General features: G+C 56.2%; 13 protein-coding genes and 1 riboswitch. Of the genes, 9 read left to right on the top strand and 4 right to left on the bottom strand.

Annotation, left to right across the window (positions count from 1 at the left end; genetic code table 11):
* Positions 1 to 175: 175 nt before the first annotated feature.
* The 3 genes from tolC to LLF79_RS12405 all read left to right on the top strand — a co-directional run bounded on the left by tolC (position 176) and on the right by LLF79_RS12405 (position 3,677).
* On the top strand, positions 176 to 1,654 hold the full coding sequence (gene tolC / locus LLF79_RS12415) for an outer membrane channel protein TolC (RefSeq protein WP_032664451.1): 1,479 nt from the start codon (positions 176 to 178) through the stop codon (positions 1,652 to 1,654).
* Between the two features lie 194 nt (positions 1,655 to 1,848).
* The gene (locus LLF79_RS12410) at positions 1,849 to 2,514 is read left to right on the top strand and encodes a DUF1190 family protein (RefSeq protein ID WP_008502972.1); all 666 of its coding nucleotides are present in this window, start codon (positions 1,849 to 1,851) and stop codon (positions 2,512 to 2,514) included.
* 2 nt (positions 2,515 to 2,516) lie between these two features.
* Positions 2,517 to 3,677 (top strand): glutathionylspermidine synthase family protein, encoded by a 1,161-nt coding sequence (locus tag LLF79_RS12405; RefSeq protein WP_227879579.1) that lies wholly within the window; start codon positions 2,517 to 2,519, stop codon positions 3,675 to 3,677.
* A gap of 82 nt (positions 3,678 to 3,759) precedes the next feature.
* On the opposite strand, the gene ygiD is transcribed toward LLF79_RS12405, so the two are convergent.
* The gene (gene ygiD / locus LLF79_RS12400) at positions 3,760 to 4,548 is read right to left on the bottom strand and encodes a 4,5-DOPA dioxygenase extradiol (RefSeq protein WP_032675511.1); all 789 of its coding nucleotides are present in this window, start codon (positions 4,546 to 4,548) and stop codon (positions 3,760 to 3,762) included.
* A gap of 196 nt (positions 4,549 to 4,744) precedes the next feature.
* Between ygiD and zupT the strand changes: the two genes are divergently transcribed.
* The 5 genes from zupT to LLF79_RS12375 all read left to right on the top strand — a co-directional run bounded on the left by zupT (position 4,745) and on the right by LLF79_RS12375 (position 10,744).
* Positions 4,745 to 5,518 carry a zinc transporter ZupT gene (zupT, locus tag LLF79_RS12395; RefSeq protein ID WP_008502969.1) on the top strand — a complete coding sequence of 258 codons (774 nt, stop codon included), beginning with the start codon at positions 4,745 to 4,747 and terminating at the stop codon, positions 5,516 to 5,518.
* Between the two features lie 332 nt (positions 5,519 to 5,850).
* Positions 5,851 to 6,411, top strand: a complete 561-nt coding sequence (locus LLF79_RS12390) for a fimbrial protein (RefSeq protein ID WP_227879578.1) — start codon at positions 5,851 to 5,853, stop codon at positions 6,409 to 6,411.
* Positions 6,412 to 6,489: 78 nt separating this feature from the next.
* Positions 6,490 to 8,928 (top strand): fimbria/pilus outer membrane usher protein, encoded by a 2,439-nt coding sequence (locus tag LLF79_RS12385; protein WP_227879577.1) that lies wholly within the window; start codon positions 6,490 to 6,492, stop codon positions 8,926 to 8,928.
* 9 nt (positions 8,929 to 8,937) lie between these two features.
* The gene (locus LLF79_RS12380; RefSeq protein WP_206805406.1) at positions 8,938 to 9,699 is read left to right on the top strand and encodes a molecular chaperone; all 762 of its coding nucleotides are present in this window, start codon (positions 8,938 to 8,940) and stop codon (positions 9,697 to 9,699) included.
* A complete protein-coding gene (locus LLF79_RS12375) occupies positions 9,683 to 10,744 on the top strand; it encodes a type 1 fimbrial protein (RefSeq protein WP_227879576.1) in 1,062 nt (353 codons plus the stop codon). The genes LLF79_RS12380 and LLF79_RS12375 overlap by 17 nt, the downstream gene beginning before the upstream one ends.
* Positions 10,745 to 10,788: 44 nt before the next feature.
* On the opposite strand, the gene ribB is transcribed toward LLF79_RS12375, so the two are convergent.
* Positions 10,789 to 11,442 (bottom strand): 3,4-dihydroxy-2-butanone-4-phosphate synthase, encoded by a 654-nt coding sequence (gene ribB, locus LLF79_RS12370; protein ID WP_008502964.1) that lies wholly within the window; start codon positions 11,440 to 11,442, stop codon positions 10,789 to 10,791.
* Positions 11,443 to 11,548: 106 nt separating this feature from the next.
* Positions 11,549 to 11,699, bottom strand: a riboswitch (FMN riboswitch).
* Between the two features lie 119 nt (positions 11,700 to 11,818).
* On the opposite strand from ribB, the gene ubiK reads away from it, so the two are divergent.
* The gene (gene ubiK, locus LLF79_RS12365) at positions 11,819 to 12,115 is read left to right on the top strand and encodes a ubiquinone biosynthesis accessory factor UbiK (RefSeq protein WP_227879575.1); all 297 of its coding nucleotides are present in this window, start codon (positions 11,819 to 11,821) and stop codon (positions 12,113 to 12,115) included.
* A gap of 115 nt (positions 12,116 to 12,230) precedes the next feature.
* On the opposite strand, the gene hldE is transcribed toward ubiK, so the two are convergent.
* Together hldE and glnE are read right to left on the bottom strand one after the other, a co-directional pair.
* Positions 12,231 to 13,661, bottom strand: coding sequence for a bifunctional D-glycero-beta-D-manno-heptose-7-phosphate kinase/D-glycero-beta-D-manno-heptose 1-phosphate adenylyltransferase HldE (gene hldE, locus LLF79_RS12360; RefSeq protein WP_003862540.1), 1,431 nt, complete (start codon positions 13,659 to 13,661; stop codon positions 12,231 to 12,233).
* Positions 13,662 to 13,701: 40 nt separating this feature from the next.
* Positions 13,702 to 16,557: a bifunctional [glutamate--ammonia ligase]-adenylyl-L-tyrosine phosphorylase/[glutamate--ammonia-ligase] adenylyltransferase gene (glnE, locus tag LLF79_RS12355; protein WP_206805392.1), complete on the bottom strand. Its 2,856-nt coding sequence runs from the start codon at positions 16,555 to 16,557 to the stop codon at positions 13,702 to 13,704.
* Between the last annotated feature and the right edge of the window lie 19 nt (positions 16,558 to 16,576).

Genomic DNA, 16,576 nt, shown 5'->3' with positions numbered 1-16,576 from the left:
AATTGTGAATTTCAAGGCTGTTTGGCTGCCGTTTGTAAGGCTATATGGTAGATTGGTGCAAATTACCGCCAGATGGCACGTAACGCCAACCTTTTGGTGTGGATGATTCTGTTAGAATCGGCAATTATTTTTTAATTAGATCAGCGCTAATACTGCTTCACAACAAGGAATGCAAATGAAGAAATTGCTCCCCATCCTTATCGGCCTGAGCCTGACGGGCTTCAGTGCAATGAGCCAGGCGGAAAACCTGTTACAGGTCTACCAGCAGGCACGTCTGGGCAACCCTGATTTACGTAAATCAGCGGCCGATCGTGATGCTGCGTTTGAAAAGATTAACGAAGCGCGTAGCCCCTTGCTGCCACAGTTAGGGTTAGGTGCAGATTATACCTACAGCAACGGTTTCCGCGACGCTAACGGCGTAAACTCCAATGCTACCAGTGCCTCACTGCAATTAACACAGACGCTGTTTGATATGTCCAAATGGCGTGCCCTGACCCTGCAGGAAAAGAGCGCGGGCATCCAGGATGTGACCTATCAGACCGACCAGCAGACGCTGATCCTGAACACAGCTACGGCGTACTTCAACGTGCTGAGCGCCATTGACGCGCTCTCCTACACCGAAGCGCAGAAACAGGCCATTTACCGTCAGTTAGATCAAACCACCCAGCGCTTCAACGTGGGTCTGGTGGCGATCACCGACGTGCAGAACGCCCGTTCACAGTACGACACCGTGCTGGCCAACGAAGTGACCGCGCGTAATAACCTCGACAACGCGCTGGAATCCCTGCGCCAGGTGACCGGGAACTACTATCCTGAGCTGGCCTCCCTGAACGTCGACAGCTTCAAAACGGATAAGCCGCAGGCCGTTAACGCCCTGCTGAAAGAGGCGGAAAACCGCAACCTGACGTTGCTGCAGGCGCGTCTGAACCAGGACCTGGCCCGCGAGCAGATTCGTCAGGCGCAGGACGGCCATCTGCCAACCCTGAGCCTGAGCGCCTCTACCGGCGTTTCTGACACCACCTACAGTGGCTCTAAAACCAATTCTGCCCAGTATGACGACAGCAATATGGGTCAGAACAAAGTGGGCCTGAGCTTCTCCCTGCCGCTGTATCAGGGCGGTCAGGTTAACTCCCAGGTGAAACAGGCGCAGTACAACTTTGTTGGCGCGAGCGAGCAGCTGGAAAGCGCCCATCGTAACGTGGTGCAGACCGTACGTTCATCCTTCAACAACGTGAACGCCTCAATCAGCAGCATCAACGCCTATAAACAGGCCGTTGTGTCTGCACAGAGCTCCCTGGACGCGATGGAAGCGGGTTACTCGGTCGGTACACGTACTATCGTTGACGTGCTCGACGCCACCACTACGCTGTACAACGCGAAGCAGCAGCTCTCCAGCGCGCGTTATCAGTACCTGATTAACCAGCTGAACATTAAGCAGGCTCTGGGTACGCTGAACGAGCAAGACCTGCAGATGCTGAACAGCGCACTGGGCAAGCCGGTCTCCACCTCTCCGGACAGCGTTGCACCGGAGAACCCGGAGCAGGTTGCCGCGGTTGATAACTTCAACGCTAACGGCACTACCCCTGCTGCACAGCCTGCTGCCGCGCGCACCACAGCGCCTGCCAGCAAGGGCAACAATCCGTTCCGTAACTAAGCATTGCCCGATGGCGCTTCGCTTATCGGGCCTACTGAATCGTAGGCCGGGTAAGCGCAGCGCCACCCGGCGCAAAATCCCCCTCGAACGTAAGCCAACGTAAAGATCCCCCTGATTCCGCCCCTCTTCGCTTCATTTTCAACCACTCATCCTCTATCCTGAGCGTTATTACCACTGGGTCCTGGAAGACAAACATGAAACGGACAAAAACGATCAATCACGCGTCGTTCCGCAAGAGCTGGAATGCACGTCACCTCACCCCTGTTGCGCTGGCGGTTACCGCTGTCTTTATGCTGGCAGGCTGTGAGAAAAACGATGAAACGGTTTCGCTGTATCAAAACGCGGACGACTGCTCCGCCGCAACCGGCAAAGCGGCCGAATGTAAAACGGCCTACACCAACGCGCTGAAAGAAGCGGAACGCACCGCGCCGAAATATGCCTCACGCGAAGACTGCGTAGCGGAATTTGGTGAAGGTCAGTGCCAGCAGGCACCGGCTCAGGCAGGCACGGCACCTGAAAATCAGGCACAGGCGCAGTCCAGCGGCAGCTTCTGGATGCCGCTGATGGCAGGCTACATGATGGGCCGTCTGATGGGCGGCGGTGCGGGCTACCAGCAGCAGCCGCTGTTTAGCTCGAAAAACCCGGCCAGCCCGGCTTACGGTCAATATACCGATGCCAGCGGTAAAGGCTACGGTGCAGCGACTCCGGGCCGCACCGTAACCGTACCGAAAACCGCGATGGCGCCGAAGCCTGCGACCACCAGCACCATCACCCGCGGCGGGTTCGGTGAGTCTGTGGCGAAACAGACCAGCATGCAGCGCAGTGCATCAGGCACCTCTACTCGCTCAATGGGCGGCTAATCATGGAACGAGTCAGTATTACCGAGCGCCCGGACTGGCGCGAAAAAGCCACCGAGTACGGCTTTAATTTCCACACCATGTACGGCGAGCCGTACTGGTGTGAAGACGCTTACTACAAGCTCACCCTGGCCCAGGTTGAGAAGCTGGAAGAGGTCACGGCTGAGCTGCACCAGATGTGCCTCAAGGTGGTGGAAAAAGTCATCGACAGCGACGAGCAGATGGCCAAGTTTCGTATTCCAAAGCACACCTGGAGCTTTGTCCGCCAGTCGTGGAAAACGAATCAGCCTTCGCTTTACTCTCGCCTGGATCTGGCGTGGGACGGCGTGGGTGAACCGAAGCTTTTAGAAAACAACGCCGATACGCCAACCTCCCTCTATGAAGCGGCATTCTTCCAGTGGATCTGGCTGGAAGACCAGATGAACGCCGGAAACCTGCCGGAAGGCAGCGACCAGTTCAACAGCCTGCAGGAGAAGCTGATCGAGCGCTTTGCCGAGCTGCGCGAGCAGTTTGGCTTCAACCTGCTGCATCTCGCCTGCTGCCGCGACACGGAAGAAGATCGTGGCACGGTTCAGTATCTGCAGGACTGCGCCGCCGAGGCGGAGGTGGCGACCGAGTTCCTCTATATCGAGGATATCGGCCTGGGTGAAAAAGGTCAGTTTACGGACATGCAGGATCAGGTCATCAGCAACCTGTTCAAGCTCTACCCGTGGGAGTACATGCTGCGCGAGATGTTCTCCACCAAGCTGGAAGATGCGGGCGTGCGCTGGCTGGAACCGGCCTGGAAAAGCATTATCTCCAACAAGGCCCTGCTGCCGATGCTGTGGGAGATGTTCCCGAATCACCCTAACCTGCTGCCAGCGTACTTTGCGGAAGATGATTACCCGCAGATGGAGAAATACGTCGTTAAGCCGATCTTCTCCCGCGAAGGCGCGAACGTGTCGATCATCGAAAACGGTAAAACGCTGGAAGCGGTTGAAGGGCCTTACGGCGAGGAAGGGATGATCGTCCAGGCGTTCTATCAACTGCCGAAATTTGGCGACAGCTATACGCTAATTGGCAGCTGGCTCATTAACGATCAACCTGCCGGAATTGGCATTCGCGAAGATCGCGCGCTGATCACGCAGGATCTGTCGCGGTTCTACCCGCATATTTTTGTGGAGTAAAACTTGCCCGGTGGCGCTACGCTTACCGGGCCCACGCGCGACCTGTAGGCCGGGTAAGGCGAAGCCGCCACCCGGCATGTTTTCACCCTACCTGCACCGACAGCATACTCAGACTTCCCATCTCTATTCCATCGACCGGGATCGTAACCGGCTCCTGACCGTCCCACGCGCCAAGCACGTACAGCAGCGGCAGGAAGTGTTCCGGCGTCGGGTTAGAGAGCGAACCGCCCTCGTGCCCCAGATAGTTCACCAGCGGATGCGCCTCAGCCGGGCCTTGCCAGGTCAGGTTCGCTTTGACGTAGTCGTTAAAAGCGGTCGCCCACGGATATGGCGTGTTTTCGCCATGCCAGCGCGCCGTACGCAGGTTGTGCACCACGTTGCCGCTTGCCACCAGCATGATGCCTTCATCACGAAGCGTCGCCAGCTTGCGCCCCATCTCCAGATGCCAGGCAGCCGGTTTGGTGCTGTCGATGCTCAGCTGCACCATCGGGATATCCGCATCAGGATACATTTTTATCAGCACGCCCCATGAGCCATGGTCAAAGCCCCAGGCTTCTTTATCCAGCGCAACCGGAACAGGCGCCAGCAGTTCCACCAGCCTTTGTGCCAGCTCAGGCGAGCCGGGGGCCGGATAATGCGTGTCATACAGCGCCTGCGGGAAGCCGCCAAAATCGTGAATGGTCTTTGGCGCTTCCATGGCGGTCACGCCCGTGCCGCGGGTGAACCAGTGCGCAGATACCACCACAATCGCTTTTGGACGCGGCAGCGTCTCGCCCAGATGACGCCATGCGCGGGTATAGACGTTATCTTCCAGAACGTTCATTGGGCTGCCGTGGCCTAAAAACAGGGCTGGCATACGGGAAGAAGTCATGATGATATCCTTACAGAAGGTGTCAATTTAATGGTGCTACATTACGCGCAATCGGACAAAGATGAACGCTGATAAGCGTGAAGATCATCATCAGGAATTTTGAATGTAAGGAATGTGTAAAGCCGGGGGTCGCCCCTCGCTTTGCCAGAAATGAATCATTTATATTAATGATAATCATTATCATAAGGAGCAATCCATGTCAGTCCCTCTGATCCTGACCATACTGGCGGGCGCCGCGACCTTTATCGGCGCAATCCTCGGCGTGCTTGGTCAGAAGCCGTCAAACCGCGTGCTGGCCTTCTCGCTGGGCTTTGCTGCCGGGATCATGCTGCTTATCTCCCTGATGGAGATGCTCCCTGCTGCGCTGGGCACCGACGGGATGTCTCCCCTGCTGGGCTACGGCATGTTTGTCGTTGGCCTGCTGGGTTACTTTGCCCTCGACCGGATGCTGCCCCACGCGCATCCCCAGGATTTAATGCAGAAAAACGTAACGCCTGTGCCGCGGAATATTAAGCGAACGGCGGTTCTGCTCACGCTGGGGATTAGCCTGCATAATTTCCCGGAAGGGGTCGCGACCTACGTGACGGCCAGCAGCAATCTGGAAATGGGCTTTGGCATCGCGCTGGCGGTGGCCTTACACAATATTCCTGAAGGACTGGCGGTCGCCGGACCGGTGTATGCCGCCACGGGCTCGAAACGTACCGCGGTATTCTGGGCAGGAATTTCCGGGATGGCTGAAATCCTCGGCGGTGTCCTGGCCTGGTTGATTCTCGGAAGCCTGGTCTCCCCTGTCGTGATGGCCGCCATTATGGCCACAGTTGCCGGGATTATGGTGGCGCTTTCCGTCGATGAATTAATGCCGCTGGCGAAAGAGATCGATCCCAATAACAACCCCAGCTATGGCGTGCTGTGCGGAATGTCGGTCATGGGCTTAAGCCTGGTGTTATTGCAATCTGCAGGTATCGGTTAGGATTAGTCTGCCTCCGTATAATACGGAGGCAGACTTTCGAAACGTTAAGATATAGATAGAAATGATACGTTATTTTGTTGCCTACAAAGCCCTTGCAAAATATATAGCTCATAGAAATAGAATGATGAAACTTTATCAGTCTATTATCTGAGTTACTGCATATATTATGAATGTTAGCCGATGCTTACAATCAACATTAATTATATATTAATATAATCTTAAAATAGCTTTAAGATGCAGTAATCGCATCTCCCCTTCGTCCTCCCATATACTCCATTTGCGTTTTGAAACTTATATTCAGAGTATGAATTCGTTTGAAAAAGGATATTTTCATGTATATGGGTAAAAAAATTCTATTAGCTGTAACTATCGCTGCCGCAGTATCGGGTTCCGCCTTTGCTGCCGAGCAGGGGTCGGGAAAAATCAAATTCAAAGGCGTTGTTATTGATGCGCCTTGCAGCATTGCACCAGACAGCGTTGATAAAGAAATCGATCTCGGTGAAGTGACCACAGCCGTGATCAATGCCAACAAGAAGTCCTCCGCTGTTCCGGTTGATATCAATCTGGAAAACTGCCAGCTCGACGATCCGGCCGACGAGACTGACACACCAGTGACCAAAGTCGATGTCACGTTTACCAGCTCAGCGACAGACGCGACCGACACCAGTCTGATGACCAATACCTATGCTAGTGGTGCACAGAACGTGGGCGTTCGTCTTCTGAATAACGCCGAAGCCAACATCACGCTGGGTGCTGCTAATGAGGTTGCTCTGCTGGCAGGCTCAACGACTCAAACGCTGCACTTCAAAGCATTAATGGAAGTGGTAACGGGTAAAACGGCGACTGCTGGCCAGGTGGAAGCTACAGCCAACTATATTCTGGCGTATAAATAACTACGCCATGTTTCAAATTAAACCGGCTGGCATTTAATGTCAGCCGGCGTTGAATGTATTTATTTGAGTAACAGGGCGATGACATATAAATTACAATGCATAATTATTATGACGTCCCTGTTTATGGTGGAGCTTGCCTCCGCTACCGAATTTAACATCAATGCCATCGATAAAGATCAGCGTGGCAGCGTTGATTTATCTCTTTTTAAAGATCAAATATCGATCACACCAGGCGACTATTTTGTTACCGTTTCAATTAATGATATCCCGCTGGCAAATGGCTGGCAGCTCCGCTGGCAGGAGATAGACAAGAGCGTACAAGTCTGTATTCCACCTGAACTGGCCGATACATTTGCTCTGCAGGACAATATCCGTAGCGCATTGGCGGAAAAAGATGGGTGCGTCGACTTTTCATCAAAACCGGATATTAAATTTAATTTTGAGCAATCCAGCCAGACGCTGAAGGTCACGATACCTCAGGCCTGGTTACAGTACCGTGCCGCAGACTGGATGCCCCCTTCAACCTGGGACAACGGCGTGCCGGGCGTACTACTGGATTACAATCTTTTTGCCAGTCATTACCAGCCGAACGATGGCAGCAGCACGGATAACGTCAACACTTATGGCACTGCCGGCGCGAATATGGGCGCGTGGCGACTGCGCGGTGATTATCAGTATACTCAAACCCATACCGACGCAGGTTCAGAGAATGACGGACGCTTTTCACGCCTCTATATGTTCCGTCCTCTCCCCTCGCTCGGAGCCAAACTCACACTGGGTGAAACGGATTTCCAGTCCGCTATTTTTGATGCCTTCACCTATACCGGAGCCTCCCTGATTAGCGATGAGCGCATGCTGCCATGGTCGCTGCGCGGCTACGCGCCACAAATTACCGGCCTCGCGCAAACTAACGCCACGGTAACGGTTAGCCTGGCTGACCGTGTCATTTACCAAAGCAACGTTCCGCCAGGGCCGTTTGTTATTCAGGATCTAAACCAGTCTGTACAGGGTACGCTGGACGTCAAAGTGGCAGAAGAAGATGGGCGCGTAAGCACCTTCCAGGTTTCTGCGGAATCGGTGCCTTTTTTAACCCGCAAAGGTCAGGTTCGCTATAAGCTGGCGGCAGGAAAAGCACGCAAAGACGCCTCGCATGACGTTGAAGATAACGCGTTTATGAGCGGCGAATTCTCCTGGGGGATGCTGTCACAAACCTCCCTCTACGGCGGTACGCTCGCCGATGGCGATCGCTACCGGTCCGTTGCCGCCGGAATAGGTCAAAACATGGAGTACCTGGGCGCGCTCTCTTTTGACGTGACGCAGGCAACCAGCCAGTTGCCCAATCAGAATAGCCAGACAGGTTACAGCTACCGTTTCAACTACAGTAAGCGTTTCGATACCACCGGCAGCCAGCTTACGCTCGCCAGTTATCGCTATTCCGACCCGCAGTTTCTCAGCTACGCCCGTTTTCTGGATGATGACAATAACGATCGGCAGTCAGAAAAACAGACGCTCAGCGTGACGGCAAGCCAGTACATTTCGGCGCTATCGCTCAACCTCTATGTGAACATGCTGCGTCAAACCTGGTGGAACGATTCCTCCTCCACGACGGGCAGCGTGACCGCAGGCTATAACTTTGATATCGGTCGCTGGAAAAATCTGGGCCTCACCGTGTCGTGGAGTAAAACCCACTATGAAGACGAAGACGACGATACGCAGTTCTATCTCTCACTGAGCGTACCGCTCGATCCCGATCATCGTCTGAATTACGACCTGCGCAACAGCGACAGTCTGAGCCAGAACGTATCGTGGTATGACACATCAGACCGCAACAACACCTGGGGCGTTTCGGCAGGTACCGAAAGCGAGCAGTCAGATGCCGGCGCGCAGGTGAGCGGCAACTATCAACATTATTCTCCTTATGGCGACCTGAATCTCTCCGGGAGTGTTAAGGCTAACGAATACAATTCCCTGAGTGCCAGTTGGACCGGTTCATTCACCTCGACGGCTAAAGGCGCTGCGCTGCACCGCCGCAGCTACGGTAACGAGCCGCGCGTGATGGTCAGTACCGATGGCGTAGGCAACATCCCGCTGAACATGTCGCGGGATGAAACCAATCGCTTCGGGATTGGCGTTTTACCGTCCATCTCCAGCTATTCGCCTTCCAGCGTGCAGGTCAATATGAACAACCTGCCCGATGGCGTAGACGTTGACACCCGCGTCGTCACCTCAACCTGGACGGAAGGTGCCATCGGGTACCGTCAGATTGCGACGCGTGCAGGCAATGATATCGCAGGCATCTTACGAACTGCCTCTGGCATACCGCCGCTGGGCGCCGTTGTTCGCCAGCTGGAAGACGATCGGCAGATTGCCATGGTCGCCGATGACGGCCACGTCTGGCTCGGCGCCGTAGAGCCAGAACAACAGTTTCGCGTGACGTGGGGAGACAATCAGCAGTGCCGCTTCACGTTACCTTCACACCTTGAAAACAGTATGCAGTTGATACTGCCATGTCAGTAAGAAATCATGATGAAATTAACCTTACTCAAAAGCCTGTGCCTGATGCTGGTCGGCACAGCATTCACCACTCACGCGGCCGTAAACCTGGACCGCACGCGCATTGTCTTTCCGGAAAGCGACAAGGCCAGCAGCCTGAAGATTGAAAACCAGAGTAAAGCGCTGCCCTATCTGGCGCTCTCCTGGATTGAAGATGAGAAAGGCCGTAAAGAAGACAGGTATTTCATGGCGCTGCCTCCGATTCAACGCATTGAAGCGGGTTCCGCATCGCAGGTCAGGATCGTTAAGCAAGCGGCCACCAGTCAGTTACCGAAAGACAGAGAATCCCTGTTTTATTTCAACCTGCGCGAAGTGCCGCCGAAAAGCACCAGCGCCAGCGATGAACGCAGCGTCATGCAGGTGGCGATGCAGAGCAGGATCAAGCTGTTCTGGCGCCCTAAAGCGATTACCAAAAAACCCGGCGAGCAGGCGGAAATGCGGATGGAAATTTCAGCTACTGCGAAAGGGCTGACCATACATAACCCGACGCCGTACTACATCACGCTGGCGTGGCTCAGTAAGAATGCCAGAACCATGCTGCCGGGCTTCGACAGCCTGATGCTTGCGCCTTACGCGACAGCAACAACCTCTACCGGTGACTACCACGGTAACTATTACAGCATCGGTTATATCGACGATTACGGCGCGCTGAAAAAGGTCGACGTACAGTGCGCGGGAACGGCGCAGTGCTCGCTCACCGAACGGAAGATCGAAAAAGATGCGCAATCTCGCTAACGTATTGTTCATAGTGCTGCTCTCAGTGCTGCCTTTAAGAGAAGCGCTGGCGCTCGACTGCTACCTGGGCGGTTCGGGCGGCCCCGTAGAAGAAACTAAAACGATCTCGCCGTTTGCTATCCCCAGTAATGCACAGGCAGGTGAGAAAATTTGGGAATCGGATGACATCAAAATCCCGGTGACATGCAACCACAATGTCACAAGCAGCTTTCAACCGGAGGATATTTTTGGCTGGGTGAATCCTTATCCTTCAACCTCCGATCCCTATTATGAACTGGGCGTAACCTATGAAGGGATAGACTACGATGCAAAAGGCCAGCCTAACGGCGTCGATACCCGACAGTGTCTGGACAACCAAAACATCACGATTTATACCCCCGAGCAGATCCGACAAATGGGATGGGAAAATCGTATCTGTTCCGGTAACCCGGATGATATCCACACTTCACGAACCTTCATTGCTCGTCTGCGCTTATACGTAAAAATTAAAGCCATGCCGCCTCACGGCTACGTCAGCTCGCTGAGCGATTACATCGTTGTCCAGTTTGACGGAAAAGGCGGCGTGAACCAGATGTCGGATGCGAAAAACCTCAAATATCACATCAACGGGCTGCAAAATATTACCGTTCTGGACTGCGGGGCAAAGTTCAGTATTTACCCTGAGAACCAGGAGATTGATTTCGGCACCTTTAGCGCACGCGATATCGTGAATCAACAGACGCGTAAACGGACCTTTTCGGTGAAGACGACGAAAGTGCAGGATGCCCAATGTTCAGATGGCTTCAAAATGGACTCGTCGTTCTATACAAATGAAGCGCTTACCGCCAACGATACCGCACTGCTGATAGGCAATGGCCTGAAGCTGAGGATCCTTAACGGAACCGAGCCCTACACCTTTAACCACTACAACGAATACGTGGATTTTACGGGCAGCACGCTTGAGCATGAGCAGCAATACACCGCAGAGCTGTCGCCGGTCGAAGGAAAAGCGATCCAGTCCGGCCCGTTCGAAACGGTGGTGCTGTTCAAAATTAACTATCACTAGAGACAAAAAAGCCGGGTTTCCCCGGCTTTTTCACATCAGCCATTTCAGCTGGCTTTGCGCTCGTGCGCCTGGCGATACTCGATCAGATCTTCAATCGTTACCACCGGCATGTTGTGCAGACGTGCGAAGGTGATGCACTCTGGCGCACGCGCCATGGTGCCGTCGTCGTTGGTCAGTTCACACAGCACGCCCGCAGGTTTGAAGCCTGCCAGCGTCACCAGGTCGATCGTCGCTTCGGTGTGACCGCCGCGGGTCAGCACGCCACCCGCCTGCGCGCGCAGTGGGAAGACGTGGCCTGGACGATGCAGATCGGATGGCTTCGCATCATCAGCAATCGCGGCACGTACGGTGGTCAGACGGTCAGCCGCAGACACACCGGTGGTCACGCCATGCGCCGCTTCAATGGTCACGGTAAATCCGGTACCAAAGGCGCTGGTGTTGTTTTCGACCATCATCGGCAGCTCGAGCTGCTTACGACGATCTTCGGTAATACACAGGCATACGATGCCGCTGCCGTGACGGATGGTCAGCGCCATCTGTTCAACGGTCATGTTTTCGGCGGCGAAAATCATGTCGCCTTCGTTTTCACGGTTTTCATCGTCAAGCACCATCACACCGCGGCCTTCGCGCAGTGCATCCAGTGCATGTTCAACACGTTGAGTTGAAGTGCCAAAAGAGGAAAGTAGCGTCTGATTCATGGTAAAAAAACCTCATTAACATTATGGTTACCAGAATCAGGGCAGTCTTAGGAGCGCCGTATAAGCGGCAAAAAGATAACGTGAGCGGGCCCATGCCCGACTGGATCGTTACTCTCTCCCATCCGGACTCTAACCGTCGGCCCCGGAATTACACCGGATCTGCTGACCTTTGAGAATTCACCCAAAGCGCTCGCGGGCTTTCAGCGTTAAGCTGATTTACCGCCGGTGGGGAATTTCGCCCCGCCCTGAGAATAAGCGAGATAACTATAACGCTATTGATTATCCTGGGCAATGCATAAGCATCAAACAATTTTGTTTACCCCGGGCATGACGCGCTACAATGGACACTAACACCTTTTCATCAAGGGAAACGACAATGATTGACCCGAAGAAAATTGAGCAAATTGCGCGTCAGGTTCACGAGTCTATGCCAAAAGGCATTCGTGAATTTGGTGATGACGTTGAGAAGAAAATCCGCCAGACGCTGCAGGCGCAGTTGGTTCGCCTTGATCTCGTCAGCCGCGAAGAGTTTGACGTGCAGACCCAGGTTCTGCTGCGCACCCGCGAGAAGCTGGCACTGCTGGAACAGCATCTGACCGAGCTGGAAAACCGCAATGCGCCGGAAGAAGTGAAGCCAGCGCCGGCCATTCCGCCGGTGGATAACCAGGAGTAAGTGCGGCCTGTTGAGCCCGGTGGCGGCTACGCCTTACCGGGCCTGAATGAACGCGTAGGTCGGGTAAGGCGCAGCCGCCACCCGACATAAAAAAACGGGCCAATAGGCCCGTTTTTTACTGACTGTCTTTCTGGATCTTCTTGATGATGTTGGTGGTGGAACACCCGTCCTCGAAGTTGAGCACCATCACCTCACCGCCGTTGGCCCAGACCTCTTCGCTACCCGCGATTTGCTCCGGCTTGTAATCCCCGCCCTTCACCAGCAGGTCCGGCAGAATACCGGCAATCAGGCGCTGCGGCGTGTCTTCTTCAAACGACACCACCCAGTCCACGGCTTCCAGCGCGCCGAGCACGATCATACGCTGCTCAAGCGGGTTCACCGGACGCGTTTCACCCTTCAGACGTTTGGTTGAGGCATCGCTGTTGACCGCCACAATCAGACGATCGCCCAGCTTACGCGCATTCGCCAGATAAGAGACATGGCCCGCGTGCAGGATGTCGAACACGCCGTTAGTCATCACCACTTTTTCACCGCGCTTGCGCGCAGCGGCGACAGCCACTTTCAGCTCGTCTTCGGTCATCACACCGAAACCGGTGTCAGCACGGCCGCGCACCGCGTTTTCCAGCTCGATTGGGGAAACGGTTGAGGTACCGAGTTTACCGACGACCACACCTGCCGCGGCGTTGGCGAAGTAGCACGCTTCTTCCAGGGAGTTCCCCGCCGCCAGCGTCGCCGCCAGCACGCCGATCACCGTATCACCGGCACCGGTCACGTCATACACTTCCTGCGCCTGGGTTGGCATATGCAGCGGCGCCTTGCCCGGCTGCAGCAGCGTCATCCCCTGCTCGGAGCGGGTCACCAGCAGCGCAGATAATTCGAAGTCAGCAATGATCTTCATGCCGCGCTCAACCAGCTCTTCCTCGGTTTTGCATTTGCCCGCCACCGCTTCAAACTCGGAGAGGTTTGGCGTCAGGAGGGTTGCGCCGCGATAGCGCTCAAAGTCGGTGCCCTTAGGATCGATCAGCACCGGTACGCTGGCCTTACGCGCCAGCTGGATCATCGTCTGCACGCTGGCCAGCGCGCCTTTCGCGTAGTCGGACAACACCAGCGCGCCGATATTGCCCAACGCCTGGTTAATGCGCTCGTGCAACGGCTCGGGATCAACGCCTTCGAACCCTTCTTCAAAGTCAAGGCGGATCAGCTGCTGGTTACGTGACAGCACGCGCAGCTTGGTGATGGTCGGGTGGGTCGGAACAGAAACGAAGTCACACTTCACGTTCACGTCCGCCAGCGACTTGCTCAGCGCGCGCGCCGCATCGTCGATACCGGTCAGGCCAACCAGACGCGAGTGCGCGCCCAGAGAGGCTATGTTCATCGCCACGTTTGCCGCGCCGCCGGGACGCTCTTCAATGGTGTCGACCTTAACCACCGGTACCGGTGCTTCCGGAGAGATGCGGCTGGTCGGGCCGTACCAGTAGCGATCCAGCATCACATCCCCAACAACCATTACCCCAGCACGTTCAAACTCTGGCAGTGTTACTTTCATTCCTGACTCCAGAAAGATTCACAATTTGCGCGCGATAATATCACACTTGATTTGTTACGCACGGTTCCACCAGCCACTTCTGCCAGCTGGCCGTTACCTGAGCGCGCTCTGCGACAAAACAGTCCAGCGCCACGTGCCCCGGCTGCTCCTGTAGCGCCAGGTGATGCAGCTCGTCGCGCAGCGTGGTGTAGGCGCGGGTTAAAGCCTGCGCCTCCTGCTCGTCCATAATGTCGTTTTGCGCCAGCAGCTCCAGAATGCGCACGTTATCCGACCAGCGGGTCAGCTTCGGCTTGTCGTGCGCGTGGAGCAGCACCAGATACTGGGTAATGAACTCAATATCGGTAATCCCGCCCTCGTCGGCTTTGATATCAAAGCGATCGCGGTGTTTATTACCCAGGTGCGCGCGCATTTTCTCGCGCATTTCGCGCACTTCCGTCTGCAGCGTACTGCCCTCGCGCGGGGTGGTCATGACCTCCTTACGGACGGCATCGAACTGCGTTTTGAGCTGCGGATCGCCATACACCACGCGGGCGCGCACCAGCGCCTGATGCTCCCAGGTCCAGGCTTCATTCTTCTGATAATCGGCGAAGGACTCCGTTGAGGTGACCAGCATACCCGCCGCACCGGACGGACGCAGGCGCGCATCGACTTCATACAAAATGCCCGACGAAGTGCGGGTGCTGAACAGGTGCATGATGCGCTGGGCCAGGCGCAGATAAAACTGACGCCCGTCAATCTCACGCTCGCCGTCGGTCATCACGTCAACCGGGCAGTCGTGCAGGAAAATTAAATCCAGATCGGAGCTGTATCCCAGCTCCCAGCCGCCGAGCTTGCCATAACCGACCACGGCAAAGCCTCGCCCCTCCCGGTCAGCAAGGTGCTTCGGCTGGCCGTAGCGGGACACCATCTGCACCCATGCCTGCTGCACGACCGCGTCGATGATCGCTTCCGCGAGCCATGTTAAGTGATCGCTCACTTTCATTACCGGCAGCGTTCCGGCGATATCCGCCGCCGCCACACGCAGCATCTGGGCCTGCTTAAACTGTCGCAGCGCCTCCAGCTGCTGCTCTTCGTCCTCTTCCGGCACGCGCAGCAGATACTGACGCAGCTCGTCACGGTAGGCATCCGTCGCCGTGGGTTGATACAGGGTGTTCGGGTCGAGCAGCTCATCCAGCAGCAGCGGATAACGCGCCAGCTTGTTGGCCACCATCGGGGAGGCGGCGCAGAGCGTAATCAGGTGCTTGAGTGCCCCCGGAAACTCGCTCAAAAGTTCAAGGTACGTGGTGCGCGTGATGATCCCGCTCAGCAGCGGCATCATGCGCGACAGCGGCACCGGCGCATCTGCCCGCGAGCAGACCTCGCTCAGCAGATGCGGCATCAGGTGATCCAGCACCTGACGGCCGCGCGGGCCAATGGCGCGCTTGTTCAGCTCAAGACGGAAATCGGCAATCAGCGCCACCACGCGATGGCGCGCGTCGTCGGTTAAATGCGTCAGCACCGGCGTGGTGTCATCTTCCTGGAGCGCGTCCTGCCACAGCTCGCGCCAGTGCTCGGAAAGGGCATCGTCCTGCGATTCGCTTTCGTCATCACCGATCAGCTCGTTGAAGATGCGGCGCACGCCTGCCATATGGGCATCGAGCCGTTCGGTCAGCGTTGACCAGTCATCCACGCGCATCCCCCAGGCCAGACGCGCCCGGTTAAGGTCATCCCCCGGCAGGGTCTGGGTCTGTTCGTCGTTGATGCTTTGCAGCAGGTTTTCCAGACGGCGCAGGAAAAGATAGGCCTCGCGCAGGGTTTGCGCGTCGCCGTCCGGCAGCAGGTGAAGCTGCTCAATGGCGCTCAGCGTCGGCAGCAGCGAGCGGGACTGTAGCGACGGCTCGCGCCCGCCGCGAATCAGCTGGAAGACCTGGACGATAAATTCGATTTCGCGAATGCCGCCCGCGCCGAGCTTGATGTTGTCCTTCAGCCCACGACGGCGAACCTCACGGGCGATCATCCCTTTCATATTGCGCAGGGACTGGATGACGCTGAAGTCGATATAGCGACGGAACACGAACGGGCGCAGCATGGCGCGCAGCTCGTTGGCGTAGGCGTCGTCGCTGTCGCCCATGATCCGCGCTTTGACCATCGCATAACGCTCCCAGTCGCGCCCCTGCTCCTGGTAGTAGTCTTCCAGCGCGGCAAAGCTCAGCACCAGCGGCCCGCTATCGCCGAACGGACGCAGGCGCATGTCCACGCGGTAGACAAAGCCGTCCTGCGTCGGCTGATCCAGCGCCTTAATCAGACGCTGACCGAGGCGGGTAAAGAACTGGGCGTTGTCCAGCTCGCGACGGCCGCCGCGCGTGGAGCCGTTCTCAGGCCAGGCGAAAATCAGGTCGATATCGGAGGAGAAGTTCAGCTCGCAGCCGCCCAGCTTGCCCATCCCCAGGATCAACAGCGGCTGAGGAACCCCTTCCTCGCTGCACGGCGTGCCCCACTCTTTACAGCAGGCGGCGTAGAGCCAGTCGCGCGCGGCGACAATCAACGTCTGCGCCAGCTCGCTTAACTGCTGCAGCGTACTCTCTTCACTCACCAGTTCCAGCGCCTGCGCCCAGGCAATGCGCACCATCACACGACGGCGGAACTGACGCAGGACGCGCATCAGCGTCGCCTCATCCGCGACGTCTTCAAGCGCGGCCTGCAGCCAGCCGGCATAGTGCCGCCACTCGTCCGCCTGCGGCGGTGCGTTCTCAAGCTCCGCCAGCCAGTCCGGGTAGACGGCTATGCTTTCCTGCACAAAATCACTGAAGACGAGCACGCTTTTCGCCTGCTCGCTTAACGATGACGCCGGTAATGACTCAGGCAGACGTTCGCAAACGGTCTGCCACTGCTGCTGTAACGGTGAAGAAAGCGGCATTCTAGGGGTTCCTTGCCAG

Origin of the sequence: Enterobacter cloacae complex sp. 2021EL-01169 (assembly GCF_020733125.1) — a bacterium.
Taxonomy (GTDB): domain Bacteria; phylum Pseudomonadota; class Gammaproteobacteria; order Enterobacterales; family Enterobacteriaceae; genus Enterobacter; species Enterobacter roggenkampii.
Note: the sequence above shows the minus strand (reverse complement) of the source record. Positions and strands in the feature narration are given on the sequence as shown.